Annotated in this window: 21 protein-coding genes; 8 read left to right on the forward strand and 13 right to left on the reverse strand. The window is 66.8% G+C overall.

All coding sequences use genetic code 11. From position 1 onward, the window contains the following. Positions 1-99: 99 nt before the first annotated feature. The 12 genes from AC1RL8_RS09745 to bfr all read right to left on the reverse strand — a co-directional run bounded on the left by AC1RL8_RS09745 (position 100) and on the right by bfr (position 10941). Positions 100-513, reverse strand: coding sequence for an ExbD/TolR family protein (locus AC1RL8_RS09745; protein ID WP_062479026.1), 414 nt, complete (start codon positions 511-513; stop codon positions 100-102). 8 nt (positions 514-521) lie between these two features. Beyond that, positions 522-1238 carry a MotA/TolQ/ExbB proton channel family protein gene (locus tag AC1RL8_RS09750; RefSeq protein WP_062479023.1) on the reverse strand — a complete coding sequence of 239 codons (717 nt, stop codon included), beginning with the start codon at positions 1236-1238 and terminating at the stop codon, positions 522-524. Between the two features lie 22 nt (positions 1239-1260). Beyond that, positions 1261-1950 (reverse strand): energy transducer TonB, encoded by a 690-nt coding sequence (locus AC1RL8_RS09755; protein WP_070059744.1) that lies wholly within the window; start codon positions 1948-1950, stop codon positions 1261-1263. Positions 1951-2054: 104 nt separating this feature from the next. After that, positions 2055-2327 carry a (2Fe-2S)-binding protein gene (locus AC1RL8_RS09760; protein WP_062473051.1) on the reverse strand — a complete coding sequence of 91 codons (273 nt, stop codon included), beginning with the start codon at positions 2325-2327 and terminating at the stop codon, positions 2055-2057. A 111-nt stretch (positions 2328-2438) separates the two neighbouring features. Next, on the reverse strand, positions 2439-3119 hold the full coding sequence (locus AC1RL8_RS09765; RefSeq protein ID WP_492685704.1) for a Fe2+-dependent dioxygenase: 681 nt from the start codon (positions 3117-3119) through the stop codon (positions 2439-2441). 105 nt (positions 3120-3224) lie between these two features. Continuing rightward, positions 3225-5606 carry a catecholate siderophore receptor Fiu gene (locus tag AC1RL8_RS09770; protein ID WP_369647658.1) on the reverse strand — a complete coding sequence of 794 codons (2382 nt, stop codon included), beginning with the start codon at positions 5604-5606 and terminating at the stop codon, positions 3225-3227. Positions 5607-5843: 237 nt separating this feature from the next. Next, entirely contained in the window at positions 5844-7208 is a 1365-nt protein-coding gene (locus tag AC1RL8_RS09775) for a sulfite reductase subunit alpha (RefSeq protein ID WP_492685168.1), read from the reverse strand. Next, positions 7205-8215: an FAD:protein FMN transferase gene (locus AC1RL8_RS09780; RefSeq protein WP_492685169.1), complete on the reverse strand. Its 1011-nt coding sequence runs from the start codon at positions 8213-8215 to the stop codon at positions 7205-7207. The genes AC1RL8_RS09775 and AC1RL8_RS09780 overlap by 4 nt, the downstream gene beginning before the upstream one ends. A 14-nt stretch (positions 8216-8229) precedes the next feature. Then, entirely contained in the window at positions 8230-9039 is an 810-nt protein-coding gene (locus AC1RL8_RS09785; RefSeq protein WP_492685170.1) for a DUF4198 domain-containing protein, read from the reverse strand. Between the two features lie 47 nt (positions 9040-9086). Continuing rightward, positions 9087-9587 carry a DUF2271 domain-containing protein gene (locus AC1RL8_RS09790; protein ID WP_174543631.1) on the reverse strand — a complete coding sequence of 167 codons (501 nt, stop codon included), beginning with the start codon at positions 9585-9587 and terminating at the stop codon, positions 9087-9089. 98 nt (positions 9588-9685) lie between these two features. After that, positions 9686-10333 (reverse strand): PepSY-associated TM helix domain-containing protein, encoded by a 648-nt coding sequence (locus AC1RL8_RS09795; protein ID WP_492685171.1) that lies wholly within the window; start codon positions 10331-10333, stop codon positions 9686-9688. A gap of 131 nt (positions 10334-10464) precedes the next feature. Then, entirely contained in the window at positions 10465-10941 is a 477-nt protein-coding gene (gene bfr / locus AC1RL8_RS09800; RefSeq protein ID WP_062473038.1) for a bacterioferritin, read from the reverse strand. Between the two features lie 259 nt (positions 10942-11200). Between bfr and ahpC the strand changes: the two genes are divergently transcribed. From ahpC to AC1RL8_RS09840, 8 genes are all read left to right on the forward strand, one after another. Next, the gene (ahpC, locus tag AC1RL8_RS09805; protein WP_062473036.1) at positions 11201-11764 is read left to right on the forward strand and encodes an alkyl hydroperoxide reductase subunit C; all 564 of its coding nucleotides are present in this window, start codon (positions 11201-11203) and stop codon (positions 11762-11764) included. Between the two features lie 88 nt (positions 11765-11852). Then, positions 11853-13409 (forward strand): alkyl hydroperoxide reductase subunit F, encoded by a 1557-nt coding sequence (gene ahpF / locus AC1RL8_RS09810; RefSeq protein ID WP_095950792.1) that lies wholly within the window; start codon positions 11853-11855, stop codon positions 13407-13409. Positions 13410-13585: 176 nt separating this feature from the next. After that, positions 13586-15802, forward strand: coding sequence for a TonB-dependent hemoglobin/transferrin/lactoferrin family receptor (locus AC1RL8_RS09815; RefSeq protein ID WP_492685172.1), 2217 nt, complete (start codon positions 13586-13588; stop codon positions 15800-15802). 37 nt (positions 15803-15839) lie between these two features. Next, the gene (locus AC1RL8_RS09820; RefSeq protein ID WP_492685173.1) at positions 15840-16925 is read left to right on the forward strand and encodes a hemin-degrading factor; all 1086 of its coding nucleotides are present in this window, start codon (positions 15840-15842) and stop codon (positions 16923-16925) included. Then, positions 16922-17308 carry a VOC family protein gene (locus tag AC1RL8_RS09825; protein ID WP_062473030.1) on the forward strand — a complete coding sequence of 129 codons (387 nt, stop codon included), beginning with the start codon at positions 16922-16924 and terminating at the stop codon, positions 17306-17308. The genes AC1RL8_RS09820 and AC1RL8_RS09825 overlap by 4 nt, the downstream gene beginning before the upstream one ends. 33 nt (positions 17309-17341) lie before the next feature. Further along, positions 17342-18250 carry a heme/hemin ABC transporter substrate-binding protein gene (locus AC1RL8_RS09830; RefSeq protein WP_492685174.1) on the forward strand — a complete coding sequence of 303 codons (909 nt, stop codon included), beginning with the start codon at positions 17342-17344 and terminating at the stop codon, positions 18248-18250. 55 nt (positions 18251-18305) lie between these two features. After that, positions 18306-19343: a FecCD family ABC transporter permease gene (locus tag AC1RL8_RS09835; protein WP_492685175.1), complete on the forward strand. Its 1038-nt coding sequence runs from the start codon at positions 18306-18308 to the stop codon at positions 19341-19343. Next, positions 19340-20140, forward strand: coding sequence for a heme ABC transporter ATP-binding protein (locus AC1RL8_RS09840; RefSeq protein WP_492685176.1), 801 nt, complete (start codon positions 19340-19342; stop codon positions 20138-20140). Before AC1RL8_RS09835 ends, AC1RL8_RS09840 begins: the two co-directional genes overlap by 4 nt. Before the next feature lie 41 nt (positions 20141-20181). Here AC1RL8_RS09840 and ppsR read toward each other — a convergent pair whose 3' ends face one another. Further along, a complete protein-coding gene (ppsR, locus tag AC1RL8_RS09845; RefSeq protein ID WP_062473023.1) occupies positions 20182-21003 on the reverse strand; it encodes a posphoenolpyruvate synthetase regulatory kinase/phosphorylase PpsR in 822 nt (273 codons plus the stop codon). Between the last annotated feature and the right edge of the window lie 36 nt (positions 21004-21039).

Raw genomic sequence — 21039 nt, forward strand, 5'->3', positions numbered from 1 at the left:
GTTCCCTTTATGGAAGCGATGAGTGAATGATAATGATTCTCAATATAAAGTCAATCGTCGCGATCAACTTTTTTTCGATCCGTCATTCACTCGTTCAGATCACTTCGTGTCGGGCTCGGTGATGAAGCCGATCTTGCGCACGCCGGCCTCACGCGCCTCGGCCATGGCCTTGGCCACGCGCTCGTAGCGCACGGCCTTGTCGCCGCGGATGTGCAGCTCGGGCTGTGGTTCCTTGGCCGCTTCGGCGGCCAGGCGGTTCGGCAGCTCGCTGTCGTCGATCTTCTGCTCGTTCCAGTAGTAGGCGCCGTCGGCCGTGACGCTGAACAGGATGTTCTGCGGCTTGGGCTGCTCGGGCTCGCTGCTGGCGCGGGGCAGGTCGATGTTGACCGCGTGCTTCATGACCGGCACGGTGATGATGAAGATGATCAGGAGCACCAGCATGACGTCGACCAGCGGCGTCATGTTGATCTCGTTCATCACCTCATCGGGTTCGTCTTGCGTTCCGAAAGCCATGATGCTGCTCAGCCCTTCTTGAGCGGAACCACGACGGCTTCACCGCTGCCGCTTTGCACGCGGGCGCCGGTCACGAAGTAGGCGTGCAGGTCGTGGGCGAAGCTGTTGAGCTTGGTCAGCACGAATTTGTTGCCGCGCACCAGGGCGTTGTAGCCCAGCACGGCGGGGATGGCGACCGCCAGGCCCAGGGCCGTCATGATCAGTGCTTCGCCGATCGGGCCGGCCACCTTGTCGATGGTCGCCTGGCCGGCCGAGCCGATGCTCATCAGCGCGTGGTAGATGCCCCAGACGGTGCCGAACAGGCCGATGAACGGCGCCGTCGAACCCACCGAAGCGAGGATGGCCAGGCCGGTCTGCAGGCGCGCCGTGAAGGCGTCGATGCCGTTGCGCAGGGCGCGCGTGATCCAGTCGCTCACGTCGAGCGCGTCATGCAGGTGCGCCTTCGTGTTGCGGTGGTGGGCGGCGGCTTCGCGGCCTTCGAGTGCCAGGGCGCGGAAGGGGTTGCTGTCGTCGGTGCCCAGCTTGTTCAGGGCGGTGGCGAAGTCTTCGCTGTGCCAGAAGTCCTGCGAGTGCTTGGCCAGGCGCTTGTATTTGATGACGTCGAGCGCCTTCACGATGATCACGATCCACGATGCGAGGGACATGCCGATCAACAGAACCGCGACAGCCTTGGTGACGAAGTCGCCCTGATTCCAGACGTTCATCAAGCCAAATTGGGAATCCATACGAAGTTGCTCCAGAGAAAAATTAGTTCAGGACGTAGTTGACGGGGGCGTCGTAAGACATGGCCTGCACCACGCCGTTGACCTTGCCGGGCACGAACCGGCATTTCATGATGTATTCGACGGCGGCCTCGTCGAGGCGGTCGAAGCCGCTGGATTTCTTGACCTCGGCGCTCTTGGGCAGGCCGTCGGCGCCCACGAGCACGCGCACGATCACCTTGCCCTGCTCGCCGAGCCGCTTGCTCATGGCGGGGTAGACCGCCTTCGGGTTCTGCAGGTAGTCGGCATTGCTCGACGGCAACTGCACGGCGGGCGGCGCCGGAGGCGACGGCGGCGGTGCGGGAGGGGCCGGCGGCGCGGGCGGTGCCGGGGGCGCGGGTGGAGGCGGCGGCTCGGTGGTGCCCGAGGTCGCGTTCGGCGCGGGCGTCGGCTTGGGTTCGCGGATGGCCTGCGGACGCGGCGGCGGCGGTGCCTTGCTCACCTTGGGTTGCGGCGGCGGAGGCGGTGGGGGCGGCGGATCGGCCTTGGGCTTCGGCGGTTCGACGAACTGGCTCAGGATCTCGACGGGAATCACCACTTCGGCGGCCCGGCGCAGCAGGCCGCTTTGCAGCGCCCACAGCGCGGCGCCGTGAAACAGGATCACGCCGCCGGCAATGACGACAGTACGCGACAGGCCAAGAAAGGAGGGAGGGGGGGCAAAGCGGTCAGACACGATCAACCATTCGAATGCGGGCACTACAAATCGTGCCCCGATTGCAGCAAAACCGCTACAGAGACGCTACTTGCGAAAAATCCACCAGACAGAGCCGGCGACGAGGATCAGGCTGCCGCCGAGAGCCGAGACGAGTTCCATGCTTTGCTTTCCTTGATGGAGTTGGCAAGCTGGATCGCTCTCGGCGCCGATTCGCAGTTCAGTGCGGCGACCGGGTGAGAGACACTGCACTGCGCCACGATGTCGCGGGCACAACCTTCACACTGGCCACACTGGGTGGCCACGCCGAGTTCGAACTGGACTTCGTCGAAAGTCATGCCCGCGCGCACATGACGTGCGATTTCACGGTCAGAGACTCGGCGGCAGACGCAAACGATCATGGCGGTGAAAGCGGCAGTTGGCTGGCTGTTGGATGTGACTCATTATAAATAAGAATCCATCGCATTTGCAATCACTATGACTGACATGCAGTCGGAGTTTGCAAGCCGGTGTTACACCTCGGCCCAGAGGCGCAGCAGGTTGTGATAGTGGCCGGTGAGCGCCACGGTTTCCTCGCATTCGCCCAGGCGGGCGCGCAGTTTCTGGATGGTCTGGTCGAGTTCGAACAGCATGCCGCGCTGGGCATCGCTGCGCACCATGCTCTGCAGCCAGAAGAAGGAGCACACCCGCGCCCCGCGCGTGACCGGGTGCACGCGATGCAGGCTGCTCGCCGGGTAAAGGATGAGGTCGCCGGCCGGCAGCTTGACCTCGTGGGAGCCGTAGGTGTCGATCACTTCCAGCTCGCCGCCGTCGTAATCCTCCGGATTGCTCAGGAAGAGGGTGCACGACAGGTCGGTGCGCAGCTGCTGGCTGCTGCCCGGCACCGCACGCACCGAGCCGTCGACATGCACGCCGTAGTGCTCGCCGCCCTCGTAGCGGTTGAACAGCGGCGGCACGAAACGCGCGGGCAGCGCGGCCGAGAAGAACAGCGCGTGGCGCGAGAGCGCGGCCAGGATGGTCGCGCCGAGTTCGCGCGAGACCGGCGAAGACTCCGGCAACTGGCGGTTGCGCTTCACCTGCGCGCCTTGGTCTCCCACGGTTTCGCGGCCGTCGACCCAATGGGTGGCATCGAGCGCGGCGCGCATCTCGCGCACCTGGTCCGGGCTCAGCACGTCGGGCACATGCAGCATCATTTCGGTGAACTCCACAAGAGAAAAAAGCCCCGGCGCAGGCCGGGGCTCGAGTGTCGCACCGCGCCTGCCGCAAGGGCCGGCACGGAGGCGACGCGGTCGTCGGGATCAGAACGCGAAGTTCGCGGTGATCTTGGCCGAGCGAGGGATGCCCGGCGTGTAGCGGTAGCCGCTCTTGTTGATGGCGGCCGCGTACTGCTTGTCGAACACATTGGCGATGTTCAGCTGGATGTCGACGTTCTTGTTGATGCGGTACGACGCCATGGCATCGAACACCCAGTAGGAGTCGATGTACGCCGGCGTGCCCACGGCGCCGTCGGTGCCGCGGTGCAGCTTGCCGTTGTAGCGCGCGCCGCCGCCGACCGTCAGGCCGAACGGGAACTGGTAGGTGGTCCAGGCCGTGAACGAGTTCTTCGGCGTGTAGGTCAGCACGTTGGTGCCGTCGGCCGTGACGTTGGGGCCGCTTTGCACCTTGGTGTCCATCGTGGTGAAGCCGGCGCTCATGCCCCAGCGTTCGGTGATGGTGCCCGCCACGCCCAGTTCGATGCCCTGCACGCGCTTCTTGCCGCTCTGGTAGTACAGCGCGGTGTTGGTCGGGTCCTGCACCACTTCGTTGGTCACGTCGGTGCGGTAGACCGCGCCGGTCAGCGACAGCTTGTCGTCCAGCACGTCCCACTTCGTGCCGACTTCGAAGGTCTTGGCCTTCTGCGGCAGGAAGTCGGTGCGCGCTGCGCTGTTGCCCGTGCCGGCGGCCGACAGCGAGAAGTTCGCGCCGCCCGGGGGCTGGGCCGAGGTGCCGTAGGCCGCGTAGATGCTGCCGTTCTTCGCGGGCTTGTAGACCACGCCGATCTTGCCGGTGAACAGGTTGTCGGAGAGCTTGAGCGACGAGGGCACCAGCGTGCCGACCGGCAGGCCGGGGTTGGTCGTTGCGGTCGACAGCGCCGCGCTCTGGAACGAGGTGCTGTAGTGATCGAAGCGCAGGCCGCCGGTGATCTGCCATTGCTCGTTGAGCTTGATCGTGTCGAAGGCGTACAGGCCGACCGTGTTGGTCACGCCCTTGCTGTCGGCGCCGCTGAGCATGCGGTTGTAGCCGTTCACGTACGGGTTCGGCGCGTACAGGTTGGCCACGGGCCATGCGCCGTTCTGCACGACCTTGCCGTTGAACGTGGCGCCGGGGCTGAAGTAGCCCAGGCTCGACTGCTCTTCACGGATCAGCTCGACGCCGGCGCTGAGCGAGTGGCTCAGGCTGCCGGTGTTGAACTTGGCGGTCACGTTCGTCTGGTTGACGAAGATCGTGTTTTCCTGGTTCTTGTTGGTCGGCAGGTTGCGCGTGGTCGTCCAGGTCGACGGCAGGCCTGGGATCGGCGTGCTGAGGAACGCGGTGTTGCCCGAGGGCGGCGGGTTGCCGTTGGTGCCCAGGCCGCCGAGCATGAACGCCGTCAGCATATAGTCCTGCTTCGTCTTGCCGTAGCGGGTCGTGTTGCGCAGCGTGATGTCGGGCGTGAAGTCGTGCTCCACGCGCGCGGTGAACATGTCGGCCGTCACCTTGTTGAAGTCGTAGGCGGTGCCGTAGAAGTTCTTCGGATCGACCGGCGCTGCGTAGTTCAGGAAGCTGCGGCGACGCGCACCGAGGGCGACCGGATCGGGGTTCGAGTAGCTGGGCAGGCCGATGGTCGGCACGCCGCCATCGGGCACGTTGTCCTGGTCGACGTGCAGGTAGTCGAAGTAAAAGCGCGTGGGCGAATTCAGGCCGAGCGCGATCGACGGTGCAATGGCCGTGCGCTTGTTCTTGACGAAGTCGCGACCGGGCACGCCCGAGTCTTCCATTGCCGCATTCAGGCGGAAGGCCGCGCCGATGCCGTTGGCGCTGCTGAGCGACTTGTTCCAGTCGATGCTGCCGCGCTTGTAGTCGGCGCTGCCGAAACCGAGCGAGCCCAGAAAGCTGTCTTCGAGCTTCGGCTTCTTGGTGACGAGGTTGATGTAGCCGGTGGGCGAGGTGCGGCCCACGTCGGTGCCCGACGGGCCCTTCACGACTTCGACCTGCTCGATGTTGAACATGTCGCGCGAGACCGAGCCCAGGTCGCGGATGCCGTCCACGAAGATGCTGCTGGAGCTGTCGAAGCCGCGCATGAACACGGCGTCGCCGGTGTTCGTGTTGCCGTTCTCGCCCAGGAAGAAGGTGCCGACGCCGGCGGTGTTGCGCAGCGCTTCGGTGAGCGTGGTCGCACCTTGTTCGCGAATGATCTGTTCCTTGATCACCTGGATGGTCTGCGGCGTGTTCACCAGCGGGGCCGTGAACTTCGGGTTGGCCGAGGTGTCGGTCTTGTAGTCGGCGGCGCTCGAATCCTGCACGCGGACTTCAGGCAGGGCCCGCCCGGTCTGGGCAAAGGCGGCGGGGGCTGCGATGGCCAGCAGCGTGGCTGCGGCGGCACCCGAAAGGTGAGGAACGGCGCGTGCGACGGCGTGTTTGCGGCTCTTGATATAGGCCATGTTGTTTTCTCCAGAAAGGGCGGGCGGGCAGAGCTCGACTGGCTGGGTCCGGGCGGCGCACTCTCGGGGAGAAAAAGGGCGGCAAGACTGGCTGGGTGAGCTGATTTGCGAAGGTTTTTGCAAATCGATGCAAATGATATTGCTTCTCAATACCAAGGTGCTCAACTGGCCGCTTTTAACCAGAAAGTTTCGCTCGCTCCGTTGCCGGCGCGCAACTGACGAGGCCGCGCGGGCCGTTCAATAGACGTCGCGGCGGTAGCGTCCGCTGGCCGACAGCTCGGCCCAGAGGTCGTCGCCGGCGATCTGGCGCAGCGCCGCGTCCACGCCCGATGCCATGCCCTGCAGGCTGCCGCAGACATAGACGGCGGCGCCATCGCGCAGCCAGGCTTGCAGCGTGTCGGCCACCTGCAGCAGGCGGTGCTGCACGTAGAAGCGCTCGGCCTGGTCGCGCGAGAACACCATGTCGAGTCGCGCGAGCGTGCCGTCGGCCTGCCAGGCTTCGATTTCCTGGCGGCAGAGGAAGTCGTGGGCGGACTGGCGCTCGCCGAACACGAGCCAGTTGTCCTTGCGGCCGGCCGCGGCGCGCGCGCGCAGGTGGGCGCGCAGGCCGGCCAGTCCGGTGCCGTTGCCGATCAGGATCAGCGGACGGTTCTCGTTGCCTTCGAGCCGGAAGCCGCGGTGCGGCCGCAGGCGCAGCGCCACGGAGTCGCCGACCGAGAGCGTCGAGGTGAGCAGGCCCGACGCGGCGCCCATCGAGCCGTCGGGGTGCTGCTCCTGCCGCACGAGCAGTTGCAGCTCGCCGTCGGCGGGCAGGGAGGCGATCGAGTAGTCGCGTGGCCGTGCCGGATCGCTTGCGATGGCGACCTGCACCAGGTCGCCCGACGCCCAGTGCGGCAGGGCGCCGGCTTGCGGCGTGAGACCGAGATGGAAGACCGGGCCGCCCGTGCTGCCGGCGTTGAGCAGTTCGCGCCGCGTGAGCCGCCAGGGCGCGAAGCTTGCCGGGGCGTCGTCTCTGCCCTCCGGCGCATCGCCCCAGCGGGCGTGCCAATCGGCGAGCGCGGCGGGGTCGCTGTTGTCGACCTCGATGGGATCGAAGTCGCGCACGGCGCCGGCCGTGTGGAGCCACGCGTCGAGCGCGCGGCCGAAACCGCAGAAGTGGGTGTACTGGCGGTCGCCGAGCGCCAGCACGGCGTAGCGCAGCGATGGCAGCGCCAGCGGCGCGCCCATCACGCGCTCGGCGAACACGCTGGCGCCGTCGGGCGCATCGCCCTCGCCGTAGGTGCTGGCCACGAAGAGGGCGCGGCGGGCCGAAGCCAGCGTGGCGCTGTCGAGGGCGTTGAGCGCCATCACGCGCACGGCCGTGCCCGCCGCGCGCAGCCGTCGCGCGGTCTGCCACGCGATGGTTTCCGCCTGGCCGGTCTGGCTGGCGAACAGCACGAGGGTGGGCGAGGCCTGCGCGCCGTCACCGGCCGACAGGGCCGCGGCTTCGCGGGCGGCCGTGGCGTGCAGCCGCCGCTGGCGTGCGTAGATGCCCAGGCACAGCGCGGCATAGGCCGCGACCGTCGCACTGGCGCCCAGCGCACGCCACAGGGTCTCGGTCATGCGCCCGCCTGCGCCTGCCACGCGGGCGTGGCGCGCTCGGAGATCGATCCGTCGTCGGCGCGGGAGATGAACAGGGCCGCGATGTCGCGCTGCTGCGCGAAGGTCAGCCCCTCGTCGGGGCCGAGCACGGTCAGCACGGTGGCGAGCGCGTCCGCCTGCATGCACTGCGGGTGCAGCACTGTGACGCTGGCCAGCGCATGCGCCACGGGCTCGCCGCCACGCGGATCGATGGTGTGGGACCAACTGCGGCCGTCGATGGCGCGCCGATGCCAGCGGTCACCCGAGGTGGCCACGGCCATGTCGGCCAGGGCGATGCGTTGCGGGGTCGGCAGCTCGGTGTCGACCTGCACCTGCCACGGCGCGCCGCCGGGTCGTCGGCCGATGCCGCGCAGCTCGCCGCCGATCTCGAACAGCAGGTCGGTGAGGCCGAGCGCACGCAGCGCGTCGACGCCATGGTCCACCGCGAAGCCCTTGGCGATGCCGGACAGGTCGAGCTGCACGCCACCGGGTTGCAGCAGCGTGTGGTCGGTCGCATCGAAGGTCAGCCGTTGCCAGCCGACGTTCGAGTGGATCGCGGCCAGCGCGTCGGGCGAGGGCAGGGCGTTGTCCTGCGACGCTGCGGGGCCGAAGCCCCAGCGCGCCACCAAGGCACCGATCGTCGGGTCGATCGCGCCGCCGCTGGCCTGCGCCCACGCGAGGGCGCACTGCATCACCTGTGCGAATTCGGCCGGCAGCGCATGGCGAGAGCCGGCGGGCGCGGCGTTGAAGCGGCTGATGAGGGAGTCGGGCTCCCAGTGGCTCATCTGGTCGATCACGCGCGCGAGCGCCGCCTCGACCGCCTCGCGCACCTGCGCGAGCGGCAGCATCTGCGGGTTGTCGAAGCGCAGCGACCAGGTCGTGCCCATCGTCTGCCCCCCGAGCTGCTGGAGGCTGGCGGGATCGGCGCGACGGGGAACGGCCGCGTTGGCGTAGCCGCCCGCGCGCCAGGTGCTGAAGGACAGGCCCAAGGAAAAACGCAGGGTCAGGGCATCACTTCCAGGGTGGCCGCGTAGCTCAGGCGGCGTTCCTTGGCTTGTGGCACGGTGGTCTTGCTGTCCTTGGTGCTGGCGTCGAGCCAGTACATGCCGGCGGCCGGCCAGGTCACGCTGAACTGGCCCTTGTCGTCGGTCTTGAGCTTGAGCTCGTCGAGCTTGTCGCGGTACTGGGTGTTGCCGGCGGTCACCGTCACTTCGAGGTCTTTGGCGGGCTTGCCGTCCAGGTGCAGCGTGAAGGTGGCCTTCTCGCCCTTGGCCAGGTCGGTCGGGCTGCCGGCCGAGATCAGTTCCAGGCCCTGGCCGATGGGCTTGAGCGTCGAGGGCTTGCCGACGGTCACGAAGGTCTCGATGCGGCCGGCCGATTGGGTGATGGTCACTTCCTGCGCATCGGCCGGGATTTCCTTGGCGATGGTTTCGGCCGTGCCGCGGGCGCGCTTGTTCTGGCCCGTGGCCTTGTCCTTCCAGGCGGCGAACGCGCCGTTGTTGACCACCGCGATGCGGTAGGTGCCCGGCTGCGCGACGTTCACGTCGAACACGTTGCGCAGCTTGAGCTTGGCTTCGGATTCCGGCTTGACCGTGCTGCCGTCGGGCGCGGTGATCTGCAGGCCGTCCAGGCGCAGCGGCGCATGGTTGGCAACGAACAGGTCGTTCGACACGGCGGCGTCGACGCTCACGGTGTCGGCCTTCGACAGCACGGTGGTCGAGGGCAGCAGCCAGGCGTTGTGCGCCTGGGTCACGGAGGCAACGGCCGAGAGGGCGAGGGCGAGGCCGGCGGCGCGCAGGGTGAAGCGGGTCATGGTGGTCCTTGGAATGAGCGGGTGGGCGGAGTGGGTGGCGGCGGCGTTCAGGGCTTGAGTTCGAGCTTGATTTCGCCGAGCTCTTCCTTGCCGGCAGCAACCGGTTGCGCGGCGGCGGTAGGCGGCCACTGGAACGGGATGGTCACGACCTCGCGGCCGCCGACTTCACGGGCGGCTTCCACCACCAGCTTGTAGGCACCGGGGGCGAGCTTGGGCATCGCGCCCGAGCCTTCGGTGAAGCTCAGCTGGTGCTTGCCCGCGGGCTTGGAGGCGCCGGTGACGCCATCGACCGGCACCGCCAGTTCACGGCCGCCGCGGCGCCACCACTGGCGCATGTCCTTGAGCCACTTGGTGCCTTCGCCCTCGGGGTTGTTGGTCTTGGTGCGCACGTCGTACCAGACGGCCAGCGTGCCGGCCATCGTGCTGTCGGCGCGTTCGATCCAGGTCGCCACGTAGGGGCGGTGGTACTCCGACACGTTGAGCCGGGGAATCTCGATGTTGACCGACAGGCCGGCGGCAATGGCCGGGGCCGCGAACAGCGCCGACATGGCGATCGGTGCGAGCGAGTAGCGAAGGTGCACGGGAAAACCTCTTTCTTCCTGAATCAGCAAAGACAACGCACCGGCCGATCCGTCGATCGGACCGGTCAGTGAATGAACAGCAACGCGAGCAGCACCGGCACCACCAGCCCCATGCCCACCATGGGCCAGGTGAAGGGGCGGTTGCCCGCATGCATCTTGAGAATGAACAGCCCGGTGACCGAGAAGACCAGCGTGGCGGCCGCGAAGATGTCGATGAACCAGCTCCAGGCGGTGCCGGTGTTGCGGCCCTTGTGCAGGTCGTTGAAGTAGGAGAGCCAGCCGCGGTCGGTGCGCTCGTACTCGACCTCGCCCTCGGGCAGGCTCAGCCGCAGCCAGGCGTCGCCGCCGGGGCGGGGGAGCGAGAGATAGATTTCGTCGTCGGACCACTCGGCCTGGCGGCCGGCGGTGTCGATGTCCCATTGCTTGCGCAGCCAGGCCTGCAGTTCGGCGGGCAGCGGGGCCTTGCCTTGCTGAGCCTTGGCGGCCGGCAACTGCTGTTCGAGGCGGGCGCGCAAGGCGTCGTCGACCGTGCCGTTGTGCGTGGTGACCACCGGCTTGGCCTCGATCTGGCCCGCGTGGTTGAGCGTGACGCCCGTGACGCTGAACAGGATCATCCCGACGAGACAGATGGCGGAACTGACCCAATGCCACTCGTGGAGGGTCTTGAGCCAATAGGCGCGGCGGCGGTTGTCGGAACGGGCGGGGGCAGTCATCGAAAGCGCGAATTGTAGTCGCGCGAATGAGAATGACTGCTATTCAGTGGCTATGAAGTTAAGTAAAGAGCAATAAAAAACGGGGCCGAAGCCCCGTTTGTTTGCAATGCCGTGGCAGCGTTGCGTTCTGCTTACTCGAGCTCGCCCACTTGCAACTGCAGGTAGTTCTGCAGGCCGACGCGGTCAATCAGGTCGATCTGCGTCTCGAGGAAGTCGATGTGCTCCTCGGTGTCGTCCAGGATCTCTTGCAGCAGGTCGCGCGAGACATAGTCGCGCACCGACTCGCAATGCGCGATGCCGTCCTTGATGGTCGCTTGCGCGCCGGTTTCGGCGCCGAGGTCGCAGCGCAGCAGTTCGGGCACGTCTTCGCCGATGTTCAGCTTGCCCAGGTCCTGCAGGTTGGGCAGGCCGTCGAGCATGAAGATGCGGTCCATGAGCTTGTCGGCGTGCTTCATCTCGCCGATGGATTCCTCGTATTCCTTCTTCGCCAGCTTGTCCAGGCCCCAGTGCTTGAGCATGCGGTAGTGGAGGAAGTACTGGTTGATGGCAGTCAGCTCGTTCTTGAGCTGCGCCTGCAGGTGTTCGATGACTTTGGGGTCGCCCTTCATGATTATTTTCCTTGTTCTGAAAGCGGTGATTGTCGGAGGGGCGAACACACGCTTGCAAGCAAACCCATGCTGCGCCGGTCTGCATGCGTGTGATGGTGATACACGTTCGTATTGACCCGGCGCAAGGCGATGCGCGAGGCGATGGCAAACATAGCGGGTTCCAATACTTTCAATAGTTGATATCTATCAAAAACGATATATTGGTAGTTATACTCATGGCTCACGCTTATTTTTCCAACCGCAGCATCCAAGGAATCACATGTCCCTGATCAACACCGCAGTCCAACCCTTCAAGACCCAGGCTTACCTCAACGGCAAGTTCATCGATGTGTCCGACGAGACGCTCAAGGGCAAGTGGTCTGTGCTGATCTTCATGCCGGCGGCCTTCACCTTCAACTGCCCGACCGAAGTCGAAGACGCGGCCGACCACTACCCCGAGTTCCAGAAGCTGGGTGCCGAGGTCTACATCGTGACCACCGACACGCACTTCTCGCACAAGGTCTGGCACGACACGTCGCCGGCTGTCGGCAAGGCCAAGTTCCCCCTGGTGGGCGACCCGACCCACACGCTGACCAACGCGTTCGGCGTGCACATCCCCGAAGAAGGCCTGGCACTGCGCGGCACCTTCGTGATCAACCCCGACGGCATCATCAAGACCGCCGAAGTGCATTCCAACGAAATCGCCCGCGACGTGAAGGAAACCCTGCGCAAGCTCAAGGCAGCGGTCTACACCGCCGAGCATCCGAACGAAGTCTGCCCGGCCAAGTGGAATGACGGCGACAAGACCATCGCTCCGTCGTTCGACCTCGTCGGCAAGATCTAAGCGCCCCGCGCAAAGCCCGGGCGCTCACGAGGCCCCGGGCTTTTTTGTCCCCAGTTGATAGTTTCCAGTTATCGAAAGAGAGTCCGCCATGCTTGACGCCAGCACCAAAGCCCAATTGAAGAGTTACCTCGAACGCGCCACGCAGCCGATCGAGATCGTTGCCTCGCTCGACGACAGCAAGGCTTCGGGCGAAATGCTGTCGCTGCTGAAGGACGTGGCCGAAGTCTCGCCGCTGGTCACGCTGACCGAAAGCCGCGACGACAGCCACCGCAAGCCCTCGTTCTCGGTCAACCGCCCGAGCGAAAACCACGGCCCGCGCTTTGCCGGCCTGCCGATGGGCCATGAATTCACGTCGCTGATCCTTGCGCTGCTGCAGATCGGCGGCTACCCCCCGAAGGTCGAGCAGGCCGTGCTCGACCAGATCAAGGCGCTCGACGGCGACTTCGAGTTCGAGATCTACGTCTCGCTCACCTGCCACAACTGCCCCGACGTGGTCCAGGCGCTGAACCTGATGGCCATCCAGAACCCGCGCATCCGCACCACGATGATCGAGGGCGGCACTTTCCAGGACGAAGTCAAGGAACGCCAGATCATGGCCGTGCCGACCGTGTTCCTGAACGGCACCGAGTTCGGCCAGGGCCGCATGAGCCTGGAAGAAATCCTGGCCAAGATCGACACCAGCGGCGTCGAGCGCGAAGCCGCCAAGATCGCCGCCAAGGACGCCTTCGACGTGCTGATCGTCGGCGGTGGCCCCGCCGGTGCCGCAGCCGCGGTGTATGCCGCGCGCAAGGGCATCCGCACGGGCGTCGCCTCGGAGCGCTTCGGCGGCCAGGTGCTCGACACGCTGGGCATCGAGAACTTCATCTCGATCAAGGAAACCGAAGGACCGAAGTTCGCCCACGCCCTCGAAGAGCATGTGCGCGACTACGACGTCGACATCATGAACCTGCAGCGCGCCAAGGCGCTGGTGCCGGGCAAGGACCTCATCGAGGTGCAGCTCGAAAGCGGCGCGTCGCTCAAGAGCAAGACGGTCATCATCTCGACCGGTGCCCGCTGGCGCAACATCAACGTGCCGGGTGAGCACGAGTTCAAGAACAAGGGCGTGGCCTACTGCCCGCACTGCGACGGCCCGCTGTTCAAGGGCAAGCGCGTCGCCGTCATCGGCGGCGGCAACTCGGGTGTCGAGGCGGCCATCGACCTGGCCGGCATCGTCGGCCACGTCACGCTGATCGAGTTCGACACGCAACTGCGCGCCGACGCCGTGCTGCAGCGCAAGCTCAAGAGCCTGAAGAACGTCGACATCTTCACCAACGCGCAGACCACCGAGATCACCGGCGACCAGAAGGTCAACGGGCTGGTCTACAAGGACCGCGCATCGGGCGAACTGAAGAAGGTCGAGCTCGAAGGCGTGTTCATCCAGATCGGCCTGGTGCCCAACACCGACTGGCTCAAGGGCACGGTCGAACTCACGAAACACGGCGAAATCGTCGTCGATGCGCGCGGCCAGACCTCGGTGCCCGGCGTGTTCGCGGCGGGTGACGTCACCACGGTGCCGTTCAAGCAGATCATCATCGCGGCCGGCGACGGCGCGAAGGCGGCGCTCGGCGCGTTCGACCACCTGATCCGCACGACGGCCCCTGCGTAAAGTAGGCCTTTGGCAAACATTGATATCTTTCAATTGAGAATTATTCTCATACAATAAATGAGCGGGCAATCACTGCCGATTGCCCCTCATTGCCAGCCAGGTCGCACACGCGCAGTGTTCTCTCTGCGCCTCAAGGTCCAGCAAGCAGTTCATCAACTGTTTCCTGGACCTTTTTCGTGGCCGCTCATTTCCCTCGACCGTCTTCCCATCGACCCGCGCTGCTGCCCTGGCTGATCGCCTCTGCCTTCGGCATGGCCGCCGCGCCCGCGTGGTCCCAGCAACTCGCGGCACTCGGCGAAGTGGTGGTGAGCGGATCGCGCTCGGAGCAGGCCAGGCACGACCTGCCGCTGAGCATCGAGGTCATCAACCGCCAGGACATCGAGAGCAAGCAGATCCACGACATCCGCGATGCCGTGCGCGACCTGCCCAACGTGTCGGTCAAGCGTTCGCCGGCGCGCTTCGGGTTGGCGCAGGGCAACACCGGCCGTGACGGCAATGCGGGCTTCAACATCCGCGGCCTGGACGGCAACCGCGTGCTGCTGCTGACCGACGGCATCCGCACGCCGCGCAGCTACGTGTTCAGCGCCAATGCGTTTGGGCGCGACTACTTCGACATCAGCCTCGTCGAGCGCATCGAGATCATCAAGGGCCCGGCGTCGGCGCTCTACGGTTCGGATGGCCTGGCCGGGCTGGTCAACTTCATCACCCGCGAGCCCTCGTCCTTCCTGCGCGAGGGCAAGACCTTCGGCGGCAGCGCGAACATCGGCTACAGCGGAGAAGACAACGGCGTGCGCGGCGGCGTCACGCTCGCGGGCAAGGCGAATGACGTGCTCGAGTGGCTGGTGTCCGCCAACCTGGGACGCGCCAGCGAACTCGAGAACCGGGGCTCGCTCAACGTGCCCAACCTCGACCGCACCACGCCCAATCCGCAGCGCGACCAGACCCGTTCGCTGCTGGCCAAGGCCATCCTCACGCCCAACGCCGACCAGCGCCACGCCTTCACCTTCGAACACGTCGAGAAGAGCAGCCGCTACAACCTGCTGTCGGGCGTCGCCAAGCCGCCGTATGCGTCCACCTCGGTGATCGGCCTCAATGCCAAGACCGACCTCGACCGCGATCGCCTGACCTACGAAGGCCGGCTGCGCCTGAACAGCGTCGTGGCCGACAACCTGCTCGCTGTCGTGAGCTACCAGAAGGCCGGCTCGCGCGAGTACATCTACGAAGACCGCTTCACCGCGGCCGACCGCACGCGCGACGTCACCTACGACGAGAACACCTGGCAGTTCGGTCTGCAGGCCGACAAGACGATCCGCATGGGCAGCTGGGCCCAGAAGATCACCTACGGCCTGGACTACACGCGCACCAATGTCGAGAACCTGCAGACCGGCCTCGTGCCGCCGGCCGGCGAGAGCTACCCGCTCAAGCGCTTCCCCGACACGCGCGAAACCTCGACCGCCTTCTATGTGCAGGACGAGTTCATTCACGACCGCTGGAGCATCACGCCCGGCATCCGTTTCGACCGCTTCTCGCTCGACGCGAAGCAGGCGGGCTTCAACGCGCAGGCCGTGTCGCTGTCGGGCTCGGCCGTGTCGCCCAAGCTGGGCGTGCTGTTCCGCGCCACGCCCCAGTTCAGCGTGTACGGCAACTACGCCTCGGGTTTCAAGGCGCCCAATGCGTTCCAGGTGAACAACTTCTTCGAGAACGTGATTTCGGGCTACAAGACGATCCCGAACCCCAACCTCAAGCCCGAGAAGAGCCAGAACATCGAGCTGGGCGTGCGTGGGCGCACCGGCCTCCTGAGCTTCGACGTGGCCGCCTTCACCGGCGACTACAAGGACCTCATCGAGAACGACAAGCTCGTGGGCGGGCGCGGCATTCCGCGCATCGACCCGCTGATCTACCAGACCGTCAACGTCGGACGCGCGCGCATCAGCGGCTTCGAGATCAAGGGCGAGCTCGATTTCACCGAGAACGGCAACGGCTTCTCCGTGCCCTTCGCCTACGGCCGCACGCAGGGCCGCGACCGCACCAACAACCGGCCGCTCAACTCGATCGATCCGCAGAAGTTCAGCGCCGGACTCAAGTACCAGGCGCCGGCCTGGAGCGTGCGCCTCGATGCGGTTCATCATGGCGCCAAGGAGTGGGAAGACGTCGATCGCAGCGAAGTGACCACGGGCCTGCAGTTCCGCACGCCGGCGGCCACCACGCTGGACATCAGCGCGCAGTGGCGCATCCGCAAGGACCTGCGCCTGAACGCGTCGGTGACCAACCTCACCAACAAGCGCTACTGGATGTGGAGCGATGTGCGCGGCGTGACGACCACCTCGGCCATCCGCGACGCCTACACCCAGCCGGGCCGCAGCTTCAACGTCTCGCTCGTGGCGGACTTCTGACGCGCGCCGCCACTTCTCTCCAAACAAAGGACACCCGATGAATGCCGAAGACATCCGCACCCGTTTTGCCGAACTGCGCGCCAAGGGCATGCGCCACAAGGACGCGGCCGCGGCCATGGGCCTGAGCGAAGGCGCTGCCATTGCGGCGCACACCGGCGCGCACGACAAGGCGCTGCGCGCCACGCGGCTGAAGGGCCCGTGGGTCGAGCTGCTGCAAGCCTTGGAGCTGTGTGGCCCCGTGCTGGCGCTCACCCGCAACGAGACCACGGTGCACGAGAAGACCGGCGTCTACGAGAAGGTGTCCGGCAGCGACGCGATGGGGCTCGCGCTGGGCGAGGTCATCGACCTGCGCCTGTTCTTCAGCCGCTGGCATGCAGGGTTCGCGGTCAGCGAGGCGGCGGCCAATGCCGGCGTGCCGCCGTCGCTGAGCCTGCAGTTCTTCAGCCCGCAGGGCGTGGCAGTGCACAAGATCTTCGTGCGCGATGCGACCGACCGCGATGCGTTCCAGTCGGTCATCGACACCTACACCGCCGCACCCGACGCACCGGTGCAGTTCGTGCCCGCCGAGAAGAAGGCGGCGCCACGCGACGACGGCGCTATCGATGCGGTCGCACTGGCCGACGCCTGGCGCGGCATGCAGGACACGCACGAATTCTTCGGCCTGCTCAACAAGTTCGACGTGGAGCGCCAGCAGAGCTTTCGCCTCACCGAAGGCGAGTTCACGCAGCGGGCCGAAACGGGTGCGGTGCGCGAACTGCTGCTCGAGGCTTCGTTCGACGGCACGCCGATCATGGTGTTCGTCGGCAGCCCCGGCTGCATCCAGATCCACTCGGGGCCGGTCGTGCGCATCGAGCCGATGGAGATGCATGGCATGCAGTGGCTCAACGTGCTCGACCCCGGCTTCAACCTGCACCTGCGCGAAGACCGCATCGCGAGCGTGTGGATCGTCCAGAAGCCGACCAGCGACGGCATCGTGACCTCGGTCGAGGCCTTCGATGGCGAGGGCGAGCTGATGGCGATGTTCTTCGGTGCGCGCAAGCCGGGCGTGCCCGAGCGTACGGAGTGGCGCCAGATCGTGGCCAAGCTCTCGCGCCTGGCCACTTCTGAGGTGCAAGCGCGATGAGTGCCGACGCCGTTCCGGGCGTGGTCGAGATCAAGGCCTTCGTGCCGGCGAAAGACTTCGCGCTCTCCATCGCCTTCTACCAGGACCTGGGCTTCACGCTGGCCTCGAACGAGGACGGCATTGCTTACTTCTTCTGTGGCGAGAGCAGCTTCCTGCTGCAGGACTTCTACGTCCAGACCCATGCAGAGAATTTCATGATGCATCTGCTCGTCGATGACGCGCTGGCCTGGTGGGACCGCGTGCAGGCGCAGCGGCTGACCGAACGCTACGCAGTGCAGACCACGCCGCCCGCCGAGCGCCCGTGGGGCATGGTCGATTTCACGCTGACCGACCCGACCGGTGTGCTCTGGCGCATCGCGCACAACATTCCCCGGCGCGGCTGACGCGCATCTTTCTCTTTCGCTGTCCGTGACCCCATGACTGAACAACGAGATTCCTCTTTTCTTTCTTCTTCCGTGCCGCGTCGCCGTGATGCGCTGCGCCTGCTGTCTGCTGCAGCGCTCGGCGCGGGCGCGTGGCCCGCGTTCGCGCAGGACAGCAAGCGCCTGCCGCGGCTGGTCACGGTCAGTGGCGCGATCACCGAGGTGGTCTATGCGCTCGGCGCCGAAGGCCAGCTGGTCGGCACCGACACGACCAGCCTGTTTCCCGCTGCGGCGCGCGCCACGCCCAAGGTGGGCTACATGCGCCAGCTGTCGGCTGAAGGGCTCCTGTCCCTGAAGCCTGACGCGATCATCGCGACCAACGAGTCGGGCCCGACCGTCGTGCTCGACCAGATCCGCACGGCCGGCGTCAAGGTCGAGATCATCGAGGCCGACCACAGCTGGGGCGAAGTGCAGCGCAAGGTGCAGGCCGTGGGCCGCGCCGCTGCCAAGGAGGCGCAGGCGCGCGAACTGCAGGCCCGGCTTGATGCCGAATGGGCGCAGGTGCTGCAGCGCATCGGCGGCGCGAAGGGCCGCAAGCCGAAGGTGCTGTTCGTGCTGTCGCACAGCGCGAGCCCGCAGGTGTCCGGCGAGAAGACCGCAGCGCATGCGGTGATCGGTTTCGCGGGCGGCGTGAATGCGCTGGGCGGCTTCCACGGCTACCGGCCGATGACGGCCGAGGCCATGGCCAGTGCGGCGCCCGACATCATCCTCACGAGCACGCAGAGCATCGAGGCGCACGGCGGCGTCGAGCGCTTCTGGCAGCGGCCTGAGCTGGCGCTCACGCCGGCGTACAAGAAGCGCGCGCTCATCACGCAGGACGCCTTGCTGCTGCTGGGCTTCGGCCCGCGCCTGCCGGCCGCCATCGGCGAGCTGCACGACAAATTCCGGGCCGCGCTGGCATGAGCCGCCGGGCCGCTCCCAAGGCGAATACCGCAGCGCGAAGCGCGAAGGCTACTCAATGAGTCAGCGCTTCGGGGCGCGTGCCGTGCTTTGCGGCAGCGCGGTGCTGCTCGTCGCGGCCTTCGCGGTGGGCGCCGTGTCGGGTGCCTACGCCATCAGTCTTTCGCAGCTCTGGAATGTGTTGACCTCGCTGGGGCAGGGTGCAAGCGGCCAGTCGCCCGAGCACCTCGTGTTCCTCAACATCCGCTTGCCGCGCCTGGTTCTCGGCGTGGCGGCGGGTGCGGGGCTCGGCATGGCGGGCACGCTGATGCAGGGGCTGTTCCGCAATCCGCTGGCCGACCCGGGGCTGATCGGCATCAGCAGCGGCGCGGCGCTGGCGGCCGGCGTCACCATCGTGCTGGGCGCCTCGTTCTGGCCGATGCTGCCGCGCACGCTCGGCAGCTGGACGCTGGTGCTCATGGCTTTCGGCGGTGGCTTCGTCGTGACCTTGCTGATCTACGGTCTGTCGCGCAGCGAAGGCGGTACGCGCATGGCGCTGATGCTGCTGGCGGGCATCGCGATCAACGCGCTGGCCGGCGCCGGCCTCGGCCTGCTGAGCGTGATGGCGACCGACGAGCAGCTGCGCAGCCTGCAGTTCTGGCTGCTGGGCAGCCTGGGCGGAGCGCGCTGGAGCGCGGTCATCCTGGTGGGGGTGGCGGTGTTGCTCTCGTGCTGGGCCGCGGCGTCGCTCGCTTCGCCCCTGAACGCCATCGCGCTCGGCGAGGCGCAGGCGGCGCTGCTCGGCGTGGACGTGGAGCGCACCAAGCGGCGCGCCGTGGTCATCACGGCGGTGGCGGTGGGTGCGGTGACGGCCACGACCGGGATCATCGGTTTCATCGGCCTGATCGCGCCGCACTGGGTGCGCATGGTGGCCGGGCCCGACCACCGCGTCGTGCTGCCGGCCTCGGCGCTGCTGGGCGCGGCGCTGGTGCTCGCGGCCGACACGGTGGCGCGCACGGTGATGGCGCCGGCCGAACTGCCGCTGGGCGTGCTCACGGCCTTCATCGGCGTGCCGATGTTCCTCTTGATGCTGCGGCATTTCAGGGGGCGCATATGACGACGGCGAGGGGACACGGGGCGCTGGCGTGCGTCGGCGTCGAGGTGCGCATCGGTGCCAAGACCTTGTTGGCCGACGCGTCGGTCGAACTGGCGCCGGGCCGCGTGACCGCGATCCTCGGCCCGAACGGCGCGGGCAAGTCGACGTTGCTGTCGGTGTTGGCCGGCCAGCGCGAGCCGACGCAGGGCAGGGCGATGCTCGACGGCCGGCCACTGTCAGACCACGGCATGCCCACGCTGGCATTGCGCCGGGCCCTGATGCCGCAGGAAAGCGCGGTCGCCTTCGACTTCACGGCGCAGGACATCGTCGCGCTCGGCCGCTACCCGCACCGTCGCGCGCCGACCCGCGACGAGGACGCGATCATGGCCGAGGCGATGGCGCTGACCGACGTCACGGCGCTGGCGCCGCGCATCCTCAACACGCTGTCGGGCGGCGAGAAGGCGCGGGTCCATCTGGCGCGGGCGCTGGCCCAGCTCTGGCATCCGCGCCCCGACGGCGCGAGCCGCTGGCTGCTGCTCGACGAGCCGACTGCCGCGCTCGACCTTGCGCACCAGCATTCGGCGATGCGCCTGCTGCGCGCCTGGGCGGCGCGGGGCGTGGGCGTGGTGGCCGTGCTGCACGACCTGAACCTGGCGCGGCGCTATGCCGATGAGGTCGTGGTGCTGGGTGCGCCCGGCGGCCTGCGCCAGGGGGCGACCGCCGAGGTGCTGCAGCCCGCGCTGATCGAGGCCGTCTGGCGCATGCCCTGCCAGCCGGTGGCCGGTGCGGACGGCGTCACGCAGTATCTGTTCGGATAGTCCGTCGGGCGGGTGGTGTTTGCTATTGAAAAGGTAGCAAATCAATAGACCAGCCGCTCCGGCCGCAACTCCTGCAGGATCGTCGTCGCGATTTCCTCGATCGACTTGGTGGTCGTCGAGAGCCAGCGGATGCCGGCGCGCCGCATCATGGCCTCGGCCTCGCTGATTTCGTGACGGCAGTTCTCCAGGCTGGCGTAGCGCGAGTTGGGCCGGCGTTCGTTGCGGATCTCGCTCAGCCGCTCGGGCTGGATCGTCAGGCCGAAGATCTTCTTGCGGTGCGGGCTCAGCGCCGGCGGGAGCTGGCGGCGGTCGAAATCTTCGGGAATCAGCGGGTAATTGGCCGCCTTCAGGCCGTGCTGCATCGCCAGGTAGAGCGAGGTGGGCGTCTTGCCGCTGCGGCTCACGCCGACCAGGATCACGTCGGCGCCTTCCAGGTCGCGGTGGCTCTGGCCGTCGTCGTGCTGCAGGCTGAAGTCGATGGCCGCGATGCGGTCGTTGTAGGCCTTGCTCTTGCTGACGTCGCTGAAGCGGCCGATGCGGTGGTTCGACTTCATGGCCAGCTCGATTTCGAGCGGCCGCACGAAGGTGCCGAACATGTCCAGCAGCATGCCCTTGCAGCCGGTTTCGATCACGCCCAGCACGTCCATGTTGGCCAGCGTGGTGAAGACGATGGGCCGAACGCCCTCGACTTCGGCCGTGTGGTTGATCTGCCGCACCGCCTGGTGCGCCTTGTCGACCGTGTCGGTGAACGGCAGCCGCACGTGGCGCGGCTTCATCTCGAACTGGGCCAGAACGGCATTGCCGAAGGTTTCGGCGGTGATGCCGGTGCCGTCGGAGACGAAGAAAACGGTGCGTGTATGCATGGTGTTGCTTTTGCGGCGGAGTCCTGCGGCGCGCGC

The organism is Variovorax sp. GW822-FHT04E09, from assembly GCF_058800845.1.

What these genes read in the sequence shown, in the direction of transcription:
- AC1RL8_RS09745 (WP_062479026.1), bottom strand. Translation starts at nt 513, where the DNA reads ATGGCTTTCGGAACGCAAGACGAACCCGATGAGGTGATGAACGAGATC.
- AC1RL8_RS09750 (WP_062479023.1), bottom strand. Translation starts at nt 1,238, where the DNA reads ATGGATTCCCAATTTGGCTTGATGAACGTCTGGAATCAGGGCGACTTC.
- AC1RL8_RS09760 (WP_062473051.1), bottom strand. Translation starts at nt 2,327, where the DNA reads ATGATCGTTTGCGTCTGCCGCCGAGTCTCTGACCGTGAAATCGCACGT.
- AC1RL8_RS09765 (WP_492685704.1), bottom strand. Translation starts at nt 3,119, where the DNA reads ATGATGCTGCATGTGCCCGACGTGCTGAGCCCGGACCAGGTGCGCGAG.
- AC1RL8_RS09770 (WP_369647658.1), bottom strand. Translation starts at nt 5,606, where the DNA reads ATGGCCTATATCAAGAGCCGCAAACACGCCGTCGCACGCGCCGTTCCT.
- AC1RL8_RS09775 (WP_492685168.1), bottom strand. Translation starts at nt 7,208, where the DNA reads ATGACCGAGACCCTGTGGCGTGCGCTGGGCGCCAGTGCGACGGTCGCG.
- AC1RL8_RS09785 (WP_492685170.1), bottom strand. Translation starts at nt 9,039, where the DNA reads ATGACCCGCTTCACCCTGCGCGCCGCCGGCCTCGCCCTCGCCCTCTCG.
- AC1RL8_RS09790 (WP_174543631.1), bottom strand. Translation starts at nt 9,587, where the DNA reads ATGTCGGCGCTGTTCGCGGCCCCGGCCATTGCCGCCGGCCTGTCGGTC.
- AC1RL8_RS09795 (WP_492685171.1), bottom strand. Translation starts at nt 10,333, where the DNA reads ATGACTGCCCCCGCCCGTTCCGACAACCGCCGCCGCGCCTATTGGCTC.
- bfr (WP_062473038.1), bottom strand. Translation starts at nt 10,941, where the DNA reads ATGAAGGGCGACCCCAAAGTCATCGAACACCTGCAGGCGCAGCTCAAG.
- ahpC (WP_062473036.1), top strand. Translation starts at nt 11,201, where the DNA reads ATGTCCCTGATCAACACCGCAGTCCAACCCTTCAAGACCCAGGCTTAC.
- ahpF (WP_095950792.1), top strand. Translation starts at nt 11,853, where the DNA reads ATGCTTGACGCCAGCACCAAAGCCCAATTGAAGAGTTACCTCGAACGC.
- AC1RL8_RS09820 (WP_492685173.1), top strand. Translation starts at nt 15,840, where the DNA reads ATGAATGCCGAAGACATCCGCACCCGTTTTGCCGAACTGCGCGCCAAG.
- AC1RL8_RS09825 (WP_062473030.1), top strand. Translation starts at nt 16,922, where the DNA reads ATGAGTGCCGACGCCGTTCCGGGCGTGGTCGAGATCAAGGCCTTCGTG.
- AC1RL8_RS09830 (WP_492685174.1), top strand. Translation starts at nt 17,342, where the DNA reads ATGACTGAACAACGAGATTCCTCTTTTCTTTCTTCTTCCGTGCCGCGT.
- AC1RL8_RS09835 (WP_492685175.1), top strand. Translation starts at nt 18,306, where the DNA reads ATGAGTCAGCGCTTCGGGGCGCGTGCCGTGCTTTGCGGCAGCGCGGTG.
- AC1RL8_RS09840 (WP_492685176.1), top strand. Translation starts at nt 19,340, where the DNA reads ATGACGACGGCGAGGGGACACGGGGCGCTGGCGTGCGTCGGCGTCGAG.
- ppsR (WP_062473023.1), bottom strand. Translation starts at nt 21,003, where the DNA reads ATGCATACACGCACCGTTTTCTTCGTCTCCGACGGCACCGGCATCACC.